At 52.3% G+C, this 20,284-nt stretch carries 21 protein-coding genes and 1 other annotated feature; all 21 genes read left to right on the forward strand.

What is annotated here, in order from left to right; genetic code table 11:
* Positions 1–81 precede the first annotated feature (81 nt).
* The 21 genes from M0651_RS17080 (at position 82) to M0651_RS17180 (ending at position 19,940) form a co-directional block, all read left to right on the forward strand.
* Positions 82–1,116: a rod shape-determining protein gene (locus M0651_RS17080; protein WP_248552933.1), complete on the forward strand. Its 1,035-nt coding sequence runs from the start codon at positions 82–84 to the stop codon at positions 1,114–1,116.
* Positions 1,117–1,212: 96 nt separating this feature from the next.
* Positions 1,213–2,091, forward strand: a complete 879-nt coding sequence (gene mreC / locus M0651_RS17085) for a rod shape-determining protein MreC (RefSeq protein WP_248552934.1) — start codon at positions 1,213–1,215, stop codon at positions 2,089–2,091.
* Positions 2,088–2,618: a rod shape-determining protein MreD gene (gene mreD / locus M0651_RS17090; RefSeq protein WP_248552935.1), complete on the forward strand. Its 531-nt coding sequence runs from the start codon at positions 2,088–2,090 to the stop codon at positions 2,616–2,618. The genes mreC and mreD overlap by 4 nt, the downstream gene beginning before the upstream one ends.
* Positions 2,619–2,696: 78 nt before the next feature.
* Positions 2,697–3,356, forward strand: coding sequence for a septum site-determining protein MinC (gene minC, locus M0651_RS17095; RefSeq protein ID WP_248552936.1), 660 nt, complete (start codon positions 2,697–2,699; stop codon positions 3,354–3,356).
* Between the two features lie 3 nt (positions 3,357–3,359).
* Complete coding sequence (gene minD, locus M0651_RS17100) at positions 3,360–4,157, forward strand: septum site-determining protein MinD (RefSeq protein ID WP_248552937.1); 798 nt, start codon at positions 3,360–3,362, stop codon at positions 4,155–4,157.
* Positions 4,158–4,160: 3 nt separating this feature from the next.
* On the forward strand, positions 4,161–5,306 hold the full coding sequence (locus M0651_RS17105) for an FtsW/RodA/SpoVE family cell cycle protein (protein WP_248552938.1): 1,146 nt from the start codon (positions 4,161–4,163) through the stop codon (positions 5,304–5,306).
* Between the two features lie 145 nt (positions 5,307–5,451).
* Positions 5,452–6,363, forward strand: a complete 912-nt coding sequence (locus tag M0651_RS17110) for a M23 family metallopeptidase (RefSeq protein WP_248552939.1) — start codon at positions 5,452–5,454, stop codon at positions 6,361–6,363.
* Positions 6,356–7,213 carry a M50 family metallopeptidase gene (locus tag M0651_RS17115; RefSeq protein ID WP_248552940.1) on the forward strand — a complete coding sequence of 286 codons (858 nt, stop codon included), beginning with the start codon at positions 6,356–6,358 and terminating at the stop codon, positions 7,211–7,213. Before M0651_RS17110 ends, M0651_RS17115 begins: the two co-directional genes overlap by 8 nt.
* A gap of 91 nt (positions 7,214–7,304) precedes the next feature.
* The gene (locus M0651_RS17120; RefSeq protein WP_248552941.1) at positions 7,305–8,492 is read left to right on the forward strand and encodes an Rne/Rng family ribonuclease; all 1,188 of its coding nucleotides are present in this window, start codon (positions 7,305–7,307) and stop codon (positions 8,490–8,492) included.
* A 55-nt stretch (positions 8,493–8,547) separates the two neighbouring features.
* Positions 8,548–8,635, forward strand: a sequence feature (ribosomal protein L21 leader region).
* A 13-nt stretch (positions 8,636–8,648) separates the two neighbouring features.
* Positions 8,649–8,960, forward strand: coding sequence for a 50S ribosomal protein L21 (gene rplU / locus M0651_RS17125; protein ID WP_059040908.1), 312 nt, complete (start codon positions 8,649–8,651; stop codon positions 8,958–8,960).
* 14 nt (positions 8,961–8,974) lie between these two features.
* A complete protein-coding gene (locus M0651_RS17130) occupies positions 8,975–9,307 on the forward strand; it encodes a ribosomal-processing cysteine protease Prp (protein ID WP_248552942.1) in 333 nt (110 codons plus the stop codon).
* Between the two features lie 18 nt (positions 9,308–9,325).
* Positions 9,326–9,637 carry a 50S ribosomal protein L27 gene (gene rpmA / locus M0651_RS17135; RefSeq protein WP_036620517.1) on the forward strand — a complete coding sequence of 104 codons (312 nt, stop codon included), beginning with the start codon at positions 9,326–9,328 and terminating at the stop codon, positions 9,635–9,637.
* Positions 9,638–9,792: 155 nt separating this feature from the next.
* Positions 9,793–10,557, forward strand: a complete 765-nt coding sequence (locus tag M0651_RS17140) for a Spo0B domain-containing protein (RefSeq protein WP_248552943.1) — start codon at positions 9,793–9,795, stop codon at positions 10,555–10,557.
* Entirely contained in the window at positions 10,548–11,861 is a 1,314-nt protein-coding gene (gene obgE, locus M0651_RS17145; protein WP_248552944.1) for a GTPase ObgE, read from the forward strand. Before M0651_RS17140 ends, obgE begins: the two co-directional genes overlap by 10 nt.
* A gap of 124 nt (positions 11,862–11,985) precedes the next feature.
* Positions 11,986–12,423: an ACT domain-containing protein gene (locus tag M0651_RS17150; protein ID WP_248552945.1), complete on the forward strand. Its 438-nt coding sequence runs from the start codon at positions 11,986–11,988 to the stop codon at positions 12,421–12,423.
* Positions 12,424–12,474: 51 nt separating this feature from the next.
* Positions 12,475–13,761: a homoserine dehydrogenase gene (locus M0651_RS17155; RefSeq protein WP_248552946.1), complete on the forward strand. Its 1,287-nt coding sequence runs from the start codon at positions 12,475–12,477 to the stop codon at positions 13,759–13,761.
* Positions 13,762–13,793: 32 nt separating this feature from the next.
* Positions 13,794–14,864, forward strand: coding sequence for a threonine synthase (thrC, locus tag M0651_RS17160; protein WP_248552947.1), 1,071 nt, complete (start codon positions 13,794–13,796; stop codon positions 14,862–14,864).
* Positions 14,861–15,817, forward strand: coding sequence for a homoserine kinase (thrB, locus tag M0651_RS17165; RefSeq protein ID WP_248552948.1), 957 nt, complete (start codon positions 14,861–14,863; stop codon positions 15,815–15,817). Before thrC ends, thrB begins: the two co-directional genes overlap by 4 nt.
* A 78-nt stretch (positions 15,818–15,895) precedes the next feature.
* A complete protein-coding gene (pheA, locus tag M0651_RS17170; RefSeq protein ID WP_248552949.1) occupies positions 15,896–16,792 on the forward strand; it encodes a prephenate dehydratase in 897 nt (298 codons plus the stop codon).
* Entirely contained in the window at positions 16,792–17,670 is an 879-nt protein-coding gene (gene ilvE / locus M0651_RS17175; RefSeq protein ID WP_248552950.1) for a branched-chain-amino-acid transaminase, read from the forward strand. Before pheA ends, ilvE begins: the two co-directional genes overlap by 1 nt.
* 164 nt (positions 17,671–17,834) lie before the next feature.
* Positions 17,835–19,940 carry a LysM peptidoglycan-binding domain-containing protein gene (locus M0651_RS17180; RefSeq protein ID WP_248552951.1) on the forward strand — a complete coding sequence of 702 codons (2,106 nt, stop codon included), beginning with the start codon at positions 17,835–17,837 and terminating at the stop codon, positions 19,938–19,940.
* Positions 19,941–20,284: the final 344 nt, after the last annotated feature.

Here is a 20,284-nt window from a genome sequence, read left to right on the forward strand (position 1 = left end):
AGGGGCTTCGTGATCGGAAGATGACTTTTTGAACAACCTCTAATATAATGGGTTAGATACAGAAGGAAAGGAAGAAGCAGCATGTTGGGTGGATTTACAAAAGACTTGGGTATTGACTTAGGGACGGCAAATACGCTGGTATATACGAAAGGCAAGGGCATTATCGTCCGGGAACCTTCCGTAGTAGCGATTCATACTGACACGAAGAATATCGTGGCCGTCGGCGAATCCGCCAAGAAGATGATCGGCAGAACCCCTGGCAACATTCGGGCGATCCGTCCAATGAAGGACGGCGTGATCGCCGATTTCGATACAACGGCAACAATGATTAAATATTTTATCAGCCAAGCGCAAAAACAGCGTTCGTTGTTTCAACGCCACCCGAACGTAATGGTTTGTGTTCCGTCGGGGATCACGGCCGTTGAGCAGCGGGCGGTAGAAGACGCGACGAAGCAAGCCGGCGCGCGCGAGGCTTATACGATCGAAGAGCCTTTTGCTGCGGCGATTGGCGCGGATTTGCCGGTTTGGGAACCAACCGGCAGTATGGTCGTGGATATCGGCGGCGGGACGACGGAGGTCGCAGTAATCTCCCTTGGCGGGATCGTCACCAGCAAATCCGTCCGCGTCGCGGGCGACGAAATGGATGAGGCGATTATCCAGTACATCAAACGCCAATATAACCTGATGATCGGCGAGAGAACCTCTGAGCAGCTCAAAATGGATATCGGTTCCGCGCTTGCGTTGGAGAAGGTCGAAACGATGGAAATCCGCGGACGCGATCTTGTGTCGGGGTTGCCGAAGACGATCACGATCACCTCTGACGAAATCTCCGACGCGCTTAGCGATACGGTAGGCGCTATCGTTGACGCGGTGAAGGTCACCTTAGAGAAATGCCCGCCGGAGTTGGCTGCTGACATTATGGACCGAGGAATCGTGTTGACTGGCGGCGGCGCGTTGCTGCGCAACCTGGATAAACTGCTGGCCAGCGAAACCGGCATGCCGGTGATCGTGGCGGAGAATCCATTGGACTGCGTGGCAATCGGTACAGGCCGCGCCTTGGATAATATTCATTTGTTCAAATCAAAAAGTAGTTCAGCCCTTCGTTCCAAACGATAATGTTCGCGCGGGAGAAGGCACCCCTGATATTAAAGCGGCGCCGTCCTGAATTGGACGGCCTATGCCGTTTTTCCAAGAAAAATGTATGGTTGGAGGGTGCGGAAACTGTTTAAGCTGCTTGGCAACAAAAGATTATTTATTTTGTTGATGGGACTTATTTTATTTATTGCGGTGATGGGGTTTACGCTAGGGCCAAGAACGAACTTGTCCTGGCCGGAGAAATTTGTGAAGGACACGGTTGGCTTCGTGCAATACGTGTTTTACAAGCCCGCTAGCTACGTAGCGGGCTTGTTTGAAGATATTTCGAATCTCCACGCGCTGCAGGAGGAGAACGACCAGCTCAAGATCGCACTGGCGCATTATACTCGCGACAAAGCGACCTATAACTGGATCGAGCAGGAAAACAAGCGGTTGAAGGATGAACTCGACTTTACGGAGCAACAGAAGCGTATGTACGACTATACGTGGAAGATCGCTCAAGTTGTCAGCGTTAACGACGACCCCGTCAATCGCACGATCGTCGTTAACCTCGGGGCGCGGGAAGGCGTCAAGGAGGGGATGGCCGTCTCTTCCGAGAAAGGTCTGGTTGGTGTAATTAGCCATGTCAGCAACTTTACTTCCACCGTCCGGCTCGCTACGGCGATGGATGCCAAGGACCCGAATTCTAATGGGATTGCTGTTACGGCGCAAGGGAAAGAGAACGACGTCTTTGGCATGATCGAGACTTTTGATCGCGAACAGGGGATGTTCCTGATGACACGGATTGAAGATGCCACTCCGCTGAAGGAGGGAGATTTAATCGTCTCATCGGGGATCGGCGGCGTGTTCCCTCGGGGGATGGTTGTGGGTACCGTGAAGGACATCCAGGTTGGTGAATACGGCTTAACCTATACCGCTACGGTAGAACCTGCTGCAAACTTCACGGACTGGAAGGAACTGTTTATCGTGTTTACACCGGAAGGTGAAGGCGAGTGAACAAGAGAAAACTGATTCTGTTCCTGTTGATGTTCCTGTTGTTCATTCTGGAGGGGACGCTGGTTCCCTGGCTGGTTCCATCGGCTTGGCAATCGCGGATAGCTCCACACCTGGTTTATATGGTTATTCTTTATTTCTCTGTCTATGAGAACCGGCATACGGGACTCATCCTGGGGCTAGTATTTGGGATGCTGCACGATATCGTTTTTTACGGCGCGCTGATTGGGGCTTATTCCTTCGCTATGGGGCTGTCCGGTTATTTGCTGGGGCTCTTGTCTCGCAACCAAAAGGCGCCCCTGCCGCTGATGATGATCATTGTCCTGCTCGGCAGCCTGCTACTGGACTCGATCCTGTTTGGCACGTATTCGCTGTTTGAACTGATCCACCAGCCGTTCACGTGGGCGCTGAAAAATCATATTATCCCGAACGTGTTCGTCCAGTTCGTATTTGCCCTGGCGATTTACGTCCCGCTGCGGCGTCAGCTCGAAATCATCACCCGTAGACGCTCTCCTGAGGAGAACGCCTGACTTCCCGCTTATTTTGCTTGCCGTAAGCAGGAACTTTTCGGCTTCGGCGCGAATTGATTAGGGGGGAGGGACAGGCTAATGACAGTGAAATCCAACCACGTGACGATTAAAGGCATAAAAGATGGCCTGGTTTTCCTTCTGGACGACAAATGCGATTTTTCAAGTCTTCTGGAGGAATTGAAGTATAAATTGGAATTTAGCCATCAACATATTTTGACCGGGCCGATCATCCATGTCGATGTGAAGCTGGGGATGCGACTCGTCACCGACGATCAGAAAGAATTGATTCTTGATATATTGAAGCAAAAAGGCAATCTGCTTGTACGCTCCTTCGAAATGCCGGAGATCGTTCGAGCCGATGGTCCGCAGGCTTTGACTACGATTGCGGGCATCGTCCGCTCAGGGCAGGTGCTGCACCATGAGGGTAACTTGCTGTTTATCGGGGACGTTAATCCGGGAGGGACGATCCGCTGTACCGGCGACATTCTAATTCTTGGCGCCCTGCGCGGAATGGCCCATGCGGGACTCGAGGGCAATGAGAATTCGATCATTGCAGCCTCGTACCTGTCTCCGACACAGCTTCGGATTGCGGAGACGATCAGCCGGCCTCCAGATGAGTGGGAGAATCGGGAGACGAGCATGGAGTTCGCTTTTCTTCGAGAAGGGAAGATGCAGATCGACAAGATCATTAGTATGACCCGGGTAAGACCGGACCTTAACGTGTTTAAAGGGGTGTGAATCATGGGACAAGCTATCGTAATAACATCCGGCAAGGGCGGGGTCGGTAAAACGACCACTTCTGCCAATATCGGAACGGCGCTTGCGCTGCTGGGGAAAAAAGTCTGCTTGGTCGATACGGACATCGGTTTGCGAAATCTGGATGTGGTCATGGGACTGGAGAATCGGATCATCTATGATTTGATCGACGTTGCAGAAGGTCGCTGCCGGTTAAATCAAGCGCTGGTCAAGGACAAGCGGTTCGACGAGCTTTATATGCTTCCGGCGGCGCAAACGAAAGACAAAAATGCGATTTCACCGGAACAGGTCAAGGATATTATTTTGGAGTTGAAGAAGGAATTCGAGTTCGTTATTATCGACTGCCCGGCCGGGATTGAGCAAGGCTTCAAGAACGCCATTGCCGGTGCGGACCAAGCCATCGTCGTTACGACGCCGGAGCATGCCGCGGTGCGAGATGCGGATCGGATTATCGGCCTGCTGGAGAACTCGCATATCGATTCGCCGAAGTTGGTCGTGAACCGGATTAAGATCAATATGATGAAATCCGGGGACATGCTGGATATCGAAGGGATTTTGCAAGTGCTGAACATCGACTTGATCGGGATTGTACCGGACGACGAACTGGTCATCAAAGCCGCGAACAACGGCGAACCTACGGTGATGAATCCGGAATCTTCGGCGGCGATCGCTTACCGCAACATTGCGCGGCGGATTTTGGGCGACACCGTGCCGCTCATGCTGCTGGATCAGAAGAAGGGCGTATTTACGCGCTTCAAGAAGTTTTTTGGAATGGGTGGATAATCGTTGTTCTTTAAAATTAGAAAAGTGGACTGGCTCATGGTGGGGATACTCGCTTTGTTCATGCTTTTCAGTACCCTCCTGGTGCGCAGTGCCATTGCTCCTTATGAAACGGAGTTCCAGGGTTACGATGTAAAGACGATTATTTTTTACTTGCTGGGATTTGTTGTCGTGTTCGGCATGGCTTTGGTCGATTATCGTACGCTGCTTCGCTACAGCTGGTTTGTTTACGGAGCGGGCTGCATGCTGCTGGTGATGGTCTACCTGTTTGCACCGGAAATCAACGGGGCGCGCAGCTGGTTCCGGATCGGAGGCTTGCAGTTTCAGCCAGCCGAGCTGGTGAAGGTTATTCTGATCCTAACTTCGGGGTATCTATTAGGCAAAAAAATGGGGCAACCGCTTCAATTCCGGCGCGACATCATTCCGATCACGCTGGTGACGCTGCTGCCGTTTGTCTTGGTGCTGATTCAGCCGGACTTGGGGAATGCCATCATTTATCTGGTCGTGCTGGTAGGAATGCTTTGGATCGGCAATGCCAGATACAGTCATGTTTTGATCGCATTGACGGCCGCCGTGGCGGCATTGATCTTGTTCGTCACGTTGTTTAACGCCTACAACACGCAGATTCAGGACTATTTGGAGAAGCATCAGAAGCTCCACTGGTACCAACGGATCAATACGTTCATTAACCCGGATCAAGCGTCGAGTGATGACAGACACCAATCGAACTACGCCAAGATCGCCATCGGCTCCGGGGGACTACTCGGCGACGGTTACATGAAAGGCGACTTGAAGAACAAGAAGTTCGTTCCGTATCCGTATTCGGACTCGATCTTTGTTGTCGTTGGCGAGGAGTTTGGGTTCATCGGGGCTTCGGTGCTGCTGTTGCTCTACTTCTTATTCATCTACAGGATGATCTTAATCGCCCTGCATTGTATCGATAAACGGGGAGCTTACATCATCGTTGGAATCGTGGCGATGTTCCTGTTTCAGATTTTCGAGAATGTGGGGATGATGATCGGCCTGATGCCGATCACCGGCATTACGTTGCCGTTTATCAGCTACGGGGGAACCTCGCTCTTAATCAATATGTTATGTATCGGACTGGTGTTCAGCATTAAGCTGCATCAAGAGAAATATAAGGTGGAATAGACAAACCGGTGCCAAGGGGCATCGGTTTTTTTGCGTAGACGGTGGGTGTAGCGGGCTATCCGGGTGTTCATATTCCTTCATAGCGGTTCATAAGTATAAGTACAGGCCAAGGACAAACTGTGCATTGGACCGGAGGGATGAGAGCATGGACGTGAAATCAAATGTCAAGAAACGGAGAGCGGAGCGGATTCGCCAACTGACGCTGGAAGATGCCACAGGTCCGTTGCCGCCGGAACGGGGGTGGGAAACGGCACCCGGACAGGCTGCGGTCCCGCGGCGGGAACATGCTCAGCCAAAGGCGAAGGTAGAGAGTACGGATATCGCCGGTTCCGATCCCGATCCCGAACTGTTATGGAAACGAGGGCAAGGCCGCTGGCAGGATCCCTACGGGAGCGCCTACGGAAGTCGGAACGAGGAACCTATCGTTCCCGGGCCGGGGAAACGGTCTACATTTTGGTCTGCAATGTTCGTCCGATTGGTAATCAGCGCGCTTCTGTTTGCGGCAATCTGGGGCATGAACCGATACGAGCCGTCCTGGTCGACGCCGGTCCGAACGTTTATTGCCAAGTCGCTTACGGTGGAGATGGATTTTCAAGCGGTCGAAGCCTGGTATACGCGATATTTCGGCGGAGCACCGTCGTTTATTCCAATATTTAAAACCAATGAGGACAGCGGACTGCGAGTTGGAGCGGCGGCTGGATTCTCGTCACCGATCACTGGCCATTTGGCCAGCCCATTTGCCCTTAGCTTAAAGGGGATCGAAATTATCCCTGACACCGGCAGTTCGCAGGTGAAAACGATTGAGACCGGTCGGGTGCTCCGCGTTGCCCGGGATGCCGTTACCGGTCAGACGGTGACGGTGCAGCATGCCGGCGGTTACCTCTCTGTGTACGGACATTTGGAGCAGATCTCCGTCGAGAAAGGGGACTGGCTGGAAGGGGGCGATGTTCTGGGCAGTCTTCCTCCGCGAACGCAATCCCCATTACCAACGCTTTATTTTGCAATCCAAAAAGATGACCGGTATATCGATCCGGCGGATGTGATTCCGTTTGATTAAATGGCGAGGCATCGCGTTTTCTTTTCATCCTTTGTTCGTCATCATTATGCTTACGTCGGTGCTAACAGGTCATTTTCTAGAGTTGCTTGCATTATTCGCGATCGTGTTCGTTCATGAGATGGGCCACGTGTTCGCGGCCCGCATGTATGGGATTAAAGTATTGACCGTTCAAATGCTTCCGTTTGGGGGCGTGGCGGTTATGGAGGATGCAGGCGATATGACGGCCGGACGGGAGATTGCCATCGCCTTGGCGGGACCGCTCCAGAACGTCCTGCTGATCGGCGCCTCCCTGTTGCTGCATGTTGCCGGTATGTGGGACGGGCCCTTTTTGGACTATTTTATCCAAAGTAATCTGCTTATTGCCCTATTTAACCTGTTACCCATCTTGCCGTTGGACGGCGGGAAAGTCTCGCAGGCATTGTGCAGCTTGACGATGCCTTATTATGCCACATTGATTTGGTCCTACCGCATCAGCCTGCTGTTCAGCGCCTTGCTGCTGGTGTATTCCTTCTTGCCGTTGCTGCTAGGACTCGGGGGAATGCAGTTGAATCTTCTGCTGATCGGCTTTTTTCTGCTATATTCCAATCTGACGGATTATCGAAACATTCCTTATCGTTTCTTGCGTTTTCTGGTAAACCGGGATCGCAGCTTCGCAAGACATCTGTTGACCGGGTCTTTGGCTCAGCCAATCGTTGCCGATAAGACGAAACCTTTGGATCATATTTTGCGTCTATTTAAAAGAGAAAAATACCATTTTATTTATGTGATGAACCACCAAGGGAACATCGTAGCGGTCGTGCCGGAACAGCGAGTGATTTCCTCTTTCTTACAGGGGGGTTCCGGGGCTTGAAGCACGAAAGTCGTGATATAATGAAACAGGCATGTTACTTGATAAGGCGAGTTCATGATCCATGGATGACGAACGTATGAAGGGTGAAATCATGAAAAGGATGATGGTTCACTGCGGACCCGGCTCTACCGAGATCGCGCTTCTGGAAAACGGCAAACTGGTGGAGTATGCGGCAGAGCGTTCTCAGCATAGAGGACTGGTTGGCAGTTTCATTAAAGGCAAGGTGGTTAATGTCATTCCGGGCATGCAGGCCGCTTTTGTAGATATCGGTCAGAAAAAGAATGCGTTTCTTTATATCGACGACGTGCTGCATCCCCATTTGGAGAAGCAGCCGAAGCAGAAGCCGTCGATTGCGCTGCTGCTGAAGCCAGGCCAAGAGCTGGTTGTTCAGGTTGTAAAGGAAGCGATCGGCAATAAAGGGGCGCGGGTAACAACTCATTATTCCTTGCCGGGACGCTGGATTGTTTATATGCCGACGTCCGGTTATGTTGCCGTTTCTAAAAAAATCGGGCGCGAAGAGGAGAGATACCGTCTTAAGATGCTCGGTGAGGAGCTGCGTGAGGAAGAGGAAGGGCTGATCTTGCGAACGGTTGCCGATGAAGAAGACGGTGAAGCGATCGGAGATGACCTCGCTCAGCTACGCAAGCAGTGGGCCGCCATCCTGGAGAAGGCGAAGCACGCTGCGGCGCCGGTCGTGTTGCACCAGGATTTAAGTATGATCCAACGTCTAATGCGGGACGTGTACAGCCCGGAAACGGACGAGCTGATCATGGATTGTCCGGAGCAGGCGGAGGAGGCGCTTGCCTTCCTGCAGGCGATGCTGCCGGGGGAGACACCGCGCGTCATCGTGCATGAAGGTGCAACGCCATTATTTGATCATTATGAGGTGAAGCCGCAGTTGGAGAAGGATTTTCAGCGGAAAATCTGGCTGCCTGGGGGCGGTTATCTGGTATGGGATACGACAGAGGCATTGACCGTTATCGACGTCAATACCGGTAAATTTACAGGGGGCGACAGCCTGGAAGACACGGTATTCCGTACGAATCTGGAAGCCGCTCAGGAAATGGCTCGGCTGATTCGGCTGCGGGACACCGGCGGAATTATCATTGTCGATTTTATCGATATGGACAGCGACGAGCATCGCTCAGACGTTTGTGAGCGACTGGAGCAAGCGATGTCCGGCGACCGGACGCAGCATCATATCTTGGGCTGGACGAAGCTTGGTTTGCTGGAAATGACGCGGAAAAGAATGAGAGAAGAGAATACGGTAATCAGTTGATTTTTTGCGAGGCCCATGATAGTATATTAGGGTATGTGTCATAAGTCAGCTTGTGCACATGCTGCAACCGCTCCGATCGGGTTACAAGTCCGCTGGACCTTGGGGTCTATCGGCACCTGAATCAGGCGAGTCTGAGACATGAGGAGGTGCAAGCAAATGTACGCAATTATCGAAACTGGCGGTAAACAATACCGTGTTCAAGAAGGCGATGTACTTTACATCGAGAAATTGAACGCTGAAGACGGTGCAAGCGTAACGTTCGACCGTGTGTTGGCAGTATCCAAAGGCGAAGGTTTGGTAACGGGAGCTCCATTGGTTTCCGGTGCTAGTGTAACGGCGAAAGTCGAGAAACACGGCAAAGGCCAAAAAGTGATCGTTTACAAATACAAGCCGAAGAAGAACTACCACAAGAAGCAAGGTCATCGTCAACCTTACACGAAAGTAACCATCGAGAAAATCCAAGCGTAAGAAGGTGCGATAATTTGATTATCGTCTCCATATTGCGCCGTAACGATAACGGCATCGCAGGCTTTGAGGTGGAAGGCCATGCCGGCTACGCCAAGGCTGGGGAGGACATCGTTTGCGCGGGCGTTTCGGCCGTGACCGTTGGTACGGTCAATTCGATCGAAGCGTTGACGGGCATCGTAATGGACTCCAGGATGAAGAACGGCTTTCTTAGCGCGAATCTTCCTAATGCGGCCCAGACGGAAGCCGGAGAACAAGCGCAATTGCTGCTTGCCTCGCTTGTCGTTATGCTGAAGAGTATCGAAGAATCATACGGGAAGTATATTCAGATACAGGACGTCATTATTTGAAGAAGGAGGTAGACTACAATGTTGAAATTGGATCTCCAGTTATTCGCTTCCAAGAAGGGCGTAGGCTCCACGAAGAACGGACGCGACAGCATCGCGAAACGCCTTGGCGTGAAACGTGCTGACGGTCAAGTCGTAACGGGCGGAAGCATTCTCGTTCGTCAACGCGGAACGAAGATTCACCCAGGTACGAACGTAGGCATCGGTTCGGACGATACGCTGTTTGCTAAAGTTGACGGCGTTGTGAAATTCGAACGTTGGGGTCGCGATCGCAAAAAAGTGAGCGTCTACCCTGTGGAAACCGCTCCTGTAGCGGCTACAGTCGAAGCTTAAGAGCTTATAAGCAAGAGCCCTGGCACGTTGGTGTCAGGGCTTATCTTTTTTTACATACATAACGAGAGCGAACTTGATTTAGGTGTGTTATACTGGGTAGTGATGCCAGGGTGGGAATTTGGTTCCACCCAATTTGTTAGAGGAACGGGGAAAATATGAAACATCGGTTCATGGTGAGGGCAATGTTCGTGCTGCTTGCGGCCGTTAGCCTGACACTTGCTTATTTCCTGAAATCGCCGATCGGACAAGTTCTCTTGTGCGGGGCTCTTTTCGTGTTGTTTTGGGTGTATGTTCGGCATCTACGGAAGACGGCCGAAACCGAGCGGAAGCATTTGTTGGAGTCGATCCAAAGAACCGCCTCCGCTACCTTAGGTCATCATCGTCATGATTGGATGAACGATCTGCAGATTTTGTACGGATATATCCAGCTTCGGAAAATTGATAAACTGGCCGATTGCGTGGAAAGAATAAAAGGACGAATGGCCGTGGAGAGCAAAATCGCAAGGCTCGGGATTCCGGCTCTGGTCTTCTATTTACAATCATTCCGCGAGGTGAACGGTTCGGTTCAACTCGAGATTGACATTGAGGACGAGCTGCAATTGGACGGCTTGCTTACTGTCGAGGAATCGGAAGAACTGACGGAAGCCATCGTGGAAACGGTCCGTGTATTTCAGTTTAACGGGCGTTCTTCGTGGGGCGAGACGTTGCAACTGAAAATGTCGATGTACCGCGAAGACCGCGATGTGGTGGTTCGATTTGATCAGACCGGTTCGACAGCGAATCCAGAGGCGCTTGCTCGCCATATCGATGAAGGGATTTCGGGGATGCGAGTACGGACTGACCGGGGTGATGCGGCGAACGGTTCGCTGCGGCTTCGGGTGCTTTGCGGAAAAATAAACGAGGTGAACGCATGTTTGTAGATAAAGCGAAAATTTATGTCAAAGGGGGCGACGGCGGCGATGGGCTCGTGGCCTTTCGCCGGGAGAAATACGTACCCGAGGGCGGTCCAGCCGGTGGCGATGGTGGTAAAGGGGGCGACGTGATCTTTCGCGTTGACGAGGGCCTCAGAACGTTGATGGATTTTCGCTATCAGCGGCATTTTAAGGCGCAGCGCGGGGAGAAAGGGCGGAACAAAAGTCAGCACGGGGCGAATGCGGAGAATATGCTTGTTCGGGTTCCCCCGGGAACGGTCGTGATCGATGATGACACCCAAGAAGTACTCGCCGATTTAACACGCCATGGACAACAGGTCGTTGTCGCTCGCGGCGGACGCGGCGGACGCGGCAATATCCGGTTCGCCACGCCAAGCAATCCAGCGCCTGAACTCGCAGAGCATGGGGAGGAAGGCGAGGAGCGCTGGGTCGTACTGGAGCTGAAGGTGATGGCCGACGTCGGGTTGGTTGGATTCCCAAGCGTGGGGAAATCAACGCTCTTGTCGGTCGTATCCGCAGCCAAGCCGAAGATCGGTGCGTACCATTTTACAACGATTACTCCGAATCTCGGGGTCGTAGAAGTGGGTGACGGGCGCAGCTTCGTGATGGCGGATTTGCCTGGTTTGATTGAAGGCGCCCATGAAGGCGTTGGACTTGGGCATGAGTTCTTGCGCCACGTAGAGCGAACGCGGTTAATTGTCCATGTCGTTGATATGGCCGGTTCGGAAGGCCGCGACCCGTTTGACGATTGGCAGAAGATCAATGATGAGTTGCGTCAATACAACGCGGATTTGGAGAAACGTCCACAGATCGTGGCCGCAAATAAGATGGATATGCCTGAAGCGGCGGAGCATCTGGAGAGATTCCGCGAGGAAGTCGCGAAGGTACGTGGGGATCTGGAAATCATGCCGATTTCTTCGCTGACCCGTCAGGGGATCCAAGAGCTGCTGTACCGCGTGTCGGATCTGCTCGATCAAATTCCAGAAGCACCGGCGATCGAGGAAGTCACTGAGCTTGCGGAGCGTAAAATCTTTAAATTGGATAAAACGGAAGACGAGAGCTTTACCATTCGTCGTGAGAACGAGACGTTTGTTGTGGAAAGCGTGAAAATCGAGCGAATGATGAAGCGGATGCAGCTGAATTCCCATGACGCGATTCTGAAACTGGCCCGCACGCTGCGGCATATGGGTGTTGATGAAGAGCTGCGCAAACGAGGCGCTAAGGACGGTACGCTGGTACGTATCGGCGACTTTGAGTTTGAATTCGTCGAAGGCAGCAGCTACTATTATTGATGAAGAAGAGCACCTTTTGGGTGCTTTTTTTATATAAGACGGGATAAAAAGCATTGCCACCGTACTGTATATCCGTTATAATGTCCACTATACGAAAACAAGAGTCTCTAAGGAGAGGACGTTTGTGAAAGAGCATTACTATTTGGTACGTGAAGATATTTTACCTGAAGCAGTGGTCAAGACGTTGCAGGTGAAGCAGCTGCTGGCCTCCGGCGACGCGAAGACGGTGCATGAAGCCGTTGCTCAGGTGGGGTTGAGCCGCAGTGCTTTCTACAAATACAAGGATGGCATTCATCAATTAAATCAAATTGAACGGGAAAGCATCGTGACGATTTCGTTTGACCTGGAGCATCGGTCGGGAATTTTGTCGAAGGTGCTTGCGTCGATCGCTGGATCCGGCGGTAACGTTCTGACGATAAACCAAAGTATTCCGCTCCAAGGGAAAGCCAATGTCGTGATCTCCGTGGAAACTTCGCGCTTAACCGAGGAGCTGGATGTAATGCTGAATACGCTGCAAGGCATTCCGGGAGTAAGAAGAACACAGATCGTTGGGCAAGGATAAGAGAAGAAGCCATGCGGGAATACCGCAATTGGATAACGGGAGGGGACGGCTGTGAAGCCTGTGAAAATAGGACTGCTCGGACTCGGCACGGTGGGGACTGGCGTTGTCCGAATCTTGGAAGGACATCAGGAGGATCTCAGCAGTCAGGTCGGCTCGCCGATTGTCATCGAGAAGATCGCCGTGAAGACATTAGATAAATCACGCAGCATCGACGTGGACCCGCGTAAGCTGACAGAGGACCCCTGGTCGGTGATTCGCGACCCGGAGATCGACGTCATCGTGGAAGTGATGGGCGGCGTTGATCAGACCAAAGCTTATATATTAGAGGCGCTGGAACGCGGCAAACATATCGTAACCGCCAACAAGGACTTGATGGCCCTGTATGGCTCGGAGATTCTGGCCAAGGCGATGGAGCATCAATGCGACGTATTTTACGAAGCCAGTGTGGCCGGCGGCATCCCCATCATCCGGACGTTGATTGAAGGGTTCTCCTCCGATCGGATCATGAAAATCATGGGGATCGTCAATGGAACGACAAATTATATTCTGAGCAAAATGAGCCAGGAAGGCGCCTCCTACGAGGATGTGCTGAAGGAAGCGCAGCAGCTCGGTTATGCGGAGTCGGACCCGACCTCCGATGTGGAGGGATTGGATGCGGCCCGTAAGATGACGATTCTTGGGACGCTGGGCTTTCGCACGAACGTGGAATTGAATGATGTGCATGTCCGGGGGATTTCATCAGTGTCGAGGGAAGATATTTTATATGCTAAGCGCCTCGGTTACGAGATGAAGCTGCTTGGCATCGCCGAACGGCAAGATGACGAATTCAGCATTACGGTGCAGCCGACCATGGTCAAAAAAACGCATCCAATCGCGGCCGTAAACGGCGTTTACAACGCGGTGTACGTTCACGGGGAAGCCGTTGGCGAAACGATGTTCTATGGAGCAGGCGCCGGGGAGATGCCTACCGCCACCTCTGTGGTCGCGGACCTGGTTGCTGTCGTTAAGAACCTCAAGCTTGGCGTCAACGGTTTGAAGGCGATCGTCCCGTATAAGCCGAAGAAGCTGAAAACGGACGAACAAATCGCCTACAAGAACTTCCTGTTGCTTCACGTCGACGACAAAGCTGGCGTATTGGCGCAAATCACTCAAGTGTTCGCCGAATACGAGGTCAGCCTGGAATCGGTCGTGCAATCGCCGAACACGAATTTGGACGGCGCTGAGATCATGATTGTGACGCACAACGCTAGCAAGGCTAGTATGAATAAGGTTCTGGCCCATTTCGAATCGCTGGACGTCATCCATCGGATCAAAAGCGTGTACCGCGTAGAGGGATAATCACATTAATCAGATAAAGGAGTTCTTATTGGATGAGATATCTTGGATTGCTGGAAACGTACAAGGAATATTTGCCGGTGAACGACAAGACGCCGAAGTTAACACTGCAGGAAGGCAATACCCCGCTGGTTCGCGCCGAGAACCTCTCGAAGGAGCTGGGACTTGACCTATACTTCAAATATGAAGGGTTGAACCCGACTGGCTCGTTTAAGGATCGTGGTATGGTCATGGCCGTTGCCAAAGCAGTCGAGGAAGGCAGCCGGACAATCATGTGCGCGTCTACGGGAAATACATCAGCCGCTGCTGCGGCTTACGCCGCCCGTGCAGGGATCGATTGTATCGTATTGATTCCCAATAACAACATTGCTCTCGGCAAGCTGGCTCAGGCGATGATCTACGGCGCGAAAGTGATCGCGATCGAAGGAAACTTCGACCGGGCGCTCGAGATTGTGCGCGACATTACCGCCAAGCATCCGATCACGTTGGTGAACTCGGTGAACCCTTACCGCATCGAAGGCCAGAAAACGGCGGCATTCGAAGTGTGCGACCAACTAGGGAAGGCGCCTGACGTATTGGCGATTCCCGTCGGCAACGCCGGTAACATCTCGGCTTACTGGAAAGGCTTCAAGGAATATCATGAGCGTGGCAAATCGACTTCCTTGCCGCGGATGGTCGGTTTCGAAGCCGAAGGTGCGATGGCGATTGTCAAAGGCGAACCGATCCTGGAACCGGAAACCATTGCGACCGCCATCCGGATCGGTAACCCGGCAAGCTGGAAGACGGCTGTTGCTGCAGCGGAAGAATCCGGCGGGCAGATCAATTATGTAACGGATGATGAAATTCTCGACGCGTATCGGACCATTGCCGCCAAGGAAGGCATCTTTGCCGAGCCGGCTTCGGCTGCTTCTATCGCCGGCGTTTATAAATTGCATCGGGAAGGTTATTTCAAAGGCGGAGAGACAGTGGTCTGCGTATTGACGGGGCATGGCCTGAAGGACCCGAATATCGCCATCAAGAGCATCGGCGGCGAACCGCTGGTCGTGCAGGACACGGAAGAAGCGGTGTTGGATGCAATCGCCAAGCTGCAAGGAGCCCGGGCATGATTCGCCAAGAAGGCGTCCGGGTGAAGGTGCCGGCGAGTACGGCAAATTTAGGTCCTGGCTTCGATACGCTGGGGATGGCGCTGAATCTCTATTCCTGGATCGAAATGAAACCGGTCGATTCCACGGTTTTCCGCCTGCATGGGGGAAACCTGGAGGGGCTGCCGACCGATAAAAGCAATTTGGTGTATCAAGTCGCGCAATCAGTGTTCGCGGAAGCCGGCGTGACTTTACCGGAACTGGAAATCTCGATGAAATCGGATATTCCGCTGACTCGGGGGCTTGGCAGCAGCGCTTCGGCGATCGTCGGGGCGCTGTTTGCCGCCAATTTGCTGATCGGAGAACCCTTGAGCCAAGCGAAGCTGTTCGACATGGCGACGGCGCTGGAGAAGCATCCGGACAATGTGGGTGCTTCCCTTTTCGGCGGGATCATCACTGCCGTCTGGGACGGAACTCACGCGGATGTGCTGCGCATCGAGCCGCCGGCGGATTTAGAGGTGCTAGTGGCCATCCCTGATTTTCAGTTGTCCACCTCCAAGGCTCGCGAGGCGCTGCCTAAGCAAATCAGTCTGCAGGATGCGGTATACAACGTCAGCCGTACGTCCTTGCTGACCGCGGCGCTGACCGCCGGCCGATTGGACCTGATCCCGGCCGCTATGCGCGATCGGCTGCATCAGCCTTACCGGGCTTCGCTTGTGCCGGGCATGGCGCGGATTCTTGAGGAGGCGACGGCCCACGGGGCGTTAGGCGCTGCCTTGAGCGGGGCTGGCCCAACACTGCTCTGTTTAACGGATCGCCGCCAGGGTGCGGACGATCAGCTTGAAGCGTTCCTGCTTGAAGTGCTTGGCGAGCAGGGCATCACCGCGCAGACAATGCGGCTGAAACCTTGCACAATGGGGACCGTGGCGCTTACTATGGAGAGTGAAGGTTCATTTTTGGATTATATCCAGGCTTAAAGGGCGGATAAACCGGCTGCATTCAATCGATTTGGAGCACCGAGACCGTTGGATGAAGTTAGGGAGTGAGTAGTGGAGATGAAACGAATAGCATTGCTGCCGGAAGGCTCGGTGTCCCATGAAGCAGCGCTGCACCTGTTCGGCGATGAGCCGGTGGAACTGCTCCATTTCAAGCAGATTTCCGATGTATTCTTGGCTACTGTCAGCGGTCACAGTGATTACAGCGTCATCCCCATGGAGAACACGATCGAAGGCTCTGTCAGCCTCCATATGGACTGGCTTGTCCATGAGGTGGATATTCCGATGCAGATCGAATGGGTATATCCTTCCATCCAGAATTTGATCGGTAAACGGGAGGAGTTTCAATCGGGAGAACAACCTGGCGATATTGATTACTCCAAAGTGACGAAGGTGTTGTCTCACCCCGTTGCGATGGCTCAGTGCCTGCAATTTATCCGTTCACGGATGCCAAGAGCGGAATTGGAGCATGCGGGCAGCACTTCGGAAGCCGTGGAATTGGTGAAGAAGAATCCGGGACAAGGTTGGATGGCGATCGGGACGGCACTCGGGGCCAAACGGTACGGTTTGGATGTCCTGGCCCGCCAAGTGACGGACCACGATAACAACTATACCCGGTTTGTTCTAATCGGCCCTCGGCCGCTGGAACCGGCAATCCCGGCAGCCCAGAACAAAACAAGCCTGCTTGTGACGCTGCCGGAGGATTTTCCAGGTGCCTTGCATCAGGTATTGTCCGCGTTCGCATGGCGTAAACTGAATTTATCGCGGATTGAGTCGCGCCCTACCAAGAAACGGCTTGGAAATTACTACTTTATTATGGATGTGCTTGAATCTCTTGATGCGGTGCTGCTTAAATCCGCAATTGGAGAAATCGAGGCATTGGGTTGTCAGGTACGCGTATTGGGGAGTTATCCCAGCTTATCGTTTGGAGAACAAAAAGCGGAGGTGCCAAAATAATGGCAGAGCAATGGATTTACTTAGATGGACAATTCGTAACTAAAGATCAAGCAAAGGTTTCCGTATACGACCATGGATTTTTATACGGGGACGGCATTTTCGAAGGCATCCGCATTTATAACGGAAATATTTTTAAATGCAAGGAGCATCTGGACCGTCTTTACGATTCAGCAAAATCCATCATGTTGGAGATTCCGCTGACGTATCAAGAAATGGAGGATGCGCTGGTCGAGACGCTTCGCCGCAATGAGCTGCGTAACGGTTACATCCGTCTGGTTGTTTCCCGTGGCGCCGGTAACTTAGGGTTAGATCCGAACCGCTGTCCGAAAGCATCGGTCGTCATCATTGTTGAGCAACTCGCCATCTACTCGGAGGAAGCTTACAAGACCGGGTTGAAAACCGTGTCGGTATCGACGCGCCGCAACATTCCCGATGCTTTGAATCCGAAAATCAAATCGCTGAATTATTTGAACAATATTTTGGTGAAAATCCAGTCGAACCTGTCCGGCGCAGGCGAAGCAATCATGCTGAACGCGCAAGGGTACGTCACGGAGGGCTCGGGCGATAATATTTTCATCATCAAGAACGGAATGATCACCACCCCTCCTTGTTATTTGGGCGCTTTGGACGGGATTACCCGACAGGCGATCATCGAAATCTGCCGCAAGAGAGGCTACAGCATCCAAGAACAGCCGTTTACGCTTCACGATGTGTATGTCGCTGACGAGGTGTTCCTGACAGGGACAGCTGCCGAGGTTATCGCCGTGCGTGAAGTCGACGGCCGCATCATCGGTGAGGGACATGCCGGTCCAATCACGCTGAAGCTGCTGGAGGAATTCCGTGCGATCGTAGATCAGGACGGATTGAAGGTTTGGTAAGAACGCGCGCGAGCTGGCATAAATCCTATTTTCCTTGACCTAAGAGGGAGATAGGATTTTTTCTTTTCCTGGATGTCAAAAACCGGGCGTCTGCATAGGATGTAATAAATGGGCCCCGGGCGATCATCACGTACCGGAGAAGAAACCTAGGAGGTCTTTATCGCGTGAAAATCCATATTGTGAAAAAAGGCGATACTTTGTTTGAGCTCTCAAAAAAGTATAACGTGCCTCTGGAGAAACTGAACGAAGCTAACCCGCAGTTCGCCAATCCGGATCAGTTGAACGTCGGCGACAAAGTGAAGATTCCGGCCGTGGCTGTGCCGATCGGCGGTGAACCGGGCAATATCTACAAGCACATCGTGAAGCAAGGGGACACGTTGTGGAAGTTGTCCAAAGCCTGGGGATTGCCTTTGCAGACCCTAATTGCAGCAAATCCTCAGCTTGGCGATCCGAACCAGTTGAAGGTAGGGGATACTGTAAATATACCTACGGGGACGGGAGCGCCCGGCGGTGGGGCCGCCAACCCGCCAGGACCTAACATGAGTTTGTCGCCGGCACAAACCGGTAAGAAGAACACAGCCCCTATTGCCGGTGCGGGGACGAAAGCTCCAACAGGTGTCAAACCGGAAATGACGGCGCCGAAGCCGCCGAAAATGGAAGTTCCCAAGGTAGAGCCTATTCAAACGGAAAAGCCGAAACCGAAGGAAGAACCGGCGAAGGTAGAACCAGCGAAGGTAGAACCCATCAATGTGGAGCCGCCGAAGCAGCAACCGGTGCATGTCGAACCACCTAAAACAGTACCTATGGAGATCAAAATTGAAGTGGAGCAAATTCAATACGAGTCCACGAAACTCCAGCCGATCCAATATCAGCCGCAAAAGCAGGAACCGGTTAAAGTTGAACCCTATAAATATCAACCGATGAATACCGCACCTAACAACTATGGACCAACGAACGTCAGTCCCTATGGTTATGAGCCGATGAAAGGCGAACCAACGGGAGTCAGTCCCTATGGTTATGAGCCGATGAAAGGCGAATCAACGGGAGTCAGTCCCTATGGCTATGAGCCAATGAAGGGCGAACCAACAGGAGTCAGCCCCTATGGTTATGAGCCGATGAACGGCGAACCAACTGGAGTCAGTCCTTATGGCTATGAGCCAATGAAAGGCGAACCAACTGGAGTCAGTCCTTATGGCTATGAGCCAATGAAAGGCGAACATGCAGGAGTCAGTCCGTATGGTTATGAGCCGATGAAAGGCGAACATGCAGGAGTCAGTCCGTATGGTTATGAGCCGATGAAAGGTGAACCAACGGGAGTTAGCCCTTATGGTTATGAGCCGATGAAAGGCGAACCTACAGGAGTCAGTCCTTATGCTTATGGGCCGAATGCGCAACCTAGCTTGTACGCACATTCCTCGTATCCGAGTTATGGTATGCCACAGTTCTATCCAACACAACAATCTCCGACTGTACTTCCTGCTATGGGTTACGCCCCATCGCCATGCGGGTGCTCGGGAGCTACCCCGTATCCGTATACGGACCAGGAAGCTTATCCTCCATTTTATCAATATCCGGTGGCAGCCGAACCTGTATCCGCTTTTTACGACAACACTCCAATGCCACAGCAACCATCAGCACTCTCCCCGACGGAAGGGGAGTACCCGGGGATTTCAAATGTGAATGCACCTTTCTCACAAATGCCCGACTTGGGAGGAGTAAGCCCATACGCTAGTCAAGCGCTAAACGCGGGGTATCAGCCTTACGGGAACTTGCCGCAAGCCGTATCCCCTGAATCGTATGGCAACACCTTCTATCCTCAGACGATGGATTGGGGACATCAAGCGGGACATATGCCTTGTTTTGGTCCGCCCGTTCCAGGTTATCCTACTTCAGTATTGCCAGCCGCTTATTCCGTTCCTCCGATGCCTGGGTATCCGATGGCTTATCCTGGGGAGAACAATCTGGCTCCGATCGCCAACGAATCATTAAAAGGGGAAGTTGGCGGGATCGAAAATATGAAGGGGCACCTTGGCCGGGAGATCCAGGCTTCAGCATCCAACGATGAATCGGAGGGTAGCGGGCAAAAAAAAACAGAAACCAAATCTAGAACGCAAGCTTCCCCCAAGAAAAACGTGAAAATTTCAGGCCGTCTTGACTCACAATCAACTACAAGTAAACAGAGTAAAACCGGCGCAGGGACGGCTACTTCAAAACCTCGGCAGCGTGCCAACAAAACGAATGGACGACGGAATCCATGGATTAACGATTAAGATAAATCGGAGCGGGGGGAGATAGATCCCCCTGCTTTGTATTTTGTCAGAGTTGTTTACATTTCCTCTAGGAAGGGACTTGAGCCTGCAAGCGGAATGTGATATATTAAATGTCCCCCGAAAACTACTAGAAAATTGGTTTGAGGGAGGAGCAATAGAGAGAAACGAGCTGCCAATCACTTGGAACAAAATGCTTAATAAAAAGTGCTTGATATTCTGTTCTCGATATGTTATATTATTTAAGTCGCCGCTGAAACGCAGCGGTGAATGAAAGAACGAAGTTGATCTTTGAAAACTGAACAACGAGTGAGTAATAACTGAGATTTTAAATCTCGTCAGTTTGT

This window comes from Paenibacillus mellifer, assembly GCF_023195895.1.
GTDB lineage: Bacteria > Bacillota > Bacilli > Paenibacillales > Paenibacillaceae > Fontibacillus > Fontibacillus mellifer.

Excerpts from the sequence above, each read along its gene's own strand:
- M0651_RS17080 (WP_248552933.1), top strand. The coding sequence starts at position 82 with ATGTTGGGTGGATTTACAAAAGACTTGGGTATTGACTTAGGGACGGCA.
- minC (WP_248552936.1), top strand. The coding sequence starts at position 2,697 with ATGACAGTGAAATCCAACCACGTGACGATTAAAGGCATAAAAGATGGC.
- minD (WP_248552937.1), top strand. The coding sequence starts at position 3,360 with ATGGGACAAGCTATCGTAATAACATCCGGCAAGGGCGGGGTCGGTAAA.
- M0651_RS17110 (WP_248552939.1), top strand. The coding sequence starts at position 5,452 with ATGGACGTGAAATCAAATGTCAAGAAACGGAGAGCGGAGCGGATTCGC.
- M0651_RS17120 (WP_248552941.1), top strand. The coding sequence starts at position 7,305 with ATGAAAAGGATGATGGTTCACTGCGGACCCGGCTCTACCGAGATCGCG.
- rplU (WP_059040908.1), top strand. The coding sequence starts at position 8,649 with ATGTACGCAATTATCGAAACTGGCGGTAAACAATACCGTGTTCAAGAA.
- rpmA (WP_036620517.1), top strand. The coding sequence starts at position 9,326 with ATGTTGAAATTGGATCTCCAGTTATTCGCTTCCAAGAAGGGCGTAGGC.
- M0651_RS17140 (WP_248552943.1), top strand. The coding sequence starts at position 9,793 with ATGAAACATCGGTTCATGGTGAGGGCAATGTTCGTGCTGCTTGCGGCC.
- obgE (WP_248552944.1), top strand. The coding sequence starts at position 10,548 with ATGTTTGTAGATAAAGCGAAAATTTATGTCAAAGGGGGCGACGGCGGC.
- thrC (WP_248552947.1), top strand. The coding sequence starts at position 13,794 with ATGAGATATCTTGGATTGCTGGAAACGTACAAGGAATATTTGCCGGTG.
- thrB (WP_248552948.1), top strand. The coding sequence starts at position 14,861 with ATGATTCGCCAAGAAGGCGTCCGGGTGAAGGTGCCGGCGAGTACGGCA.
- pheA (WP_248552949.1), top strand. The coding sequence starts at position 15,896 with ATGAAACGAATAGCATTGCTGCCGGAAGGCTCGGTGTCCCATGAAGCA.
- ilvE (WP_248552950.1), top strand. The coding sequence starts at position 16,792 with ATGGCAGAGCAATGGATTTACTTAGATGGACAATTCGTAACTAAAGAT.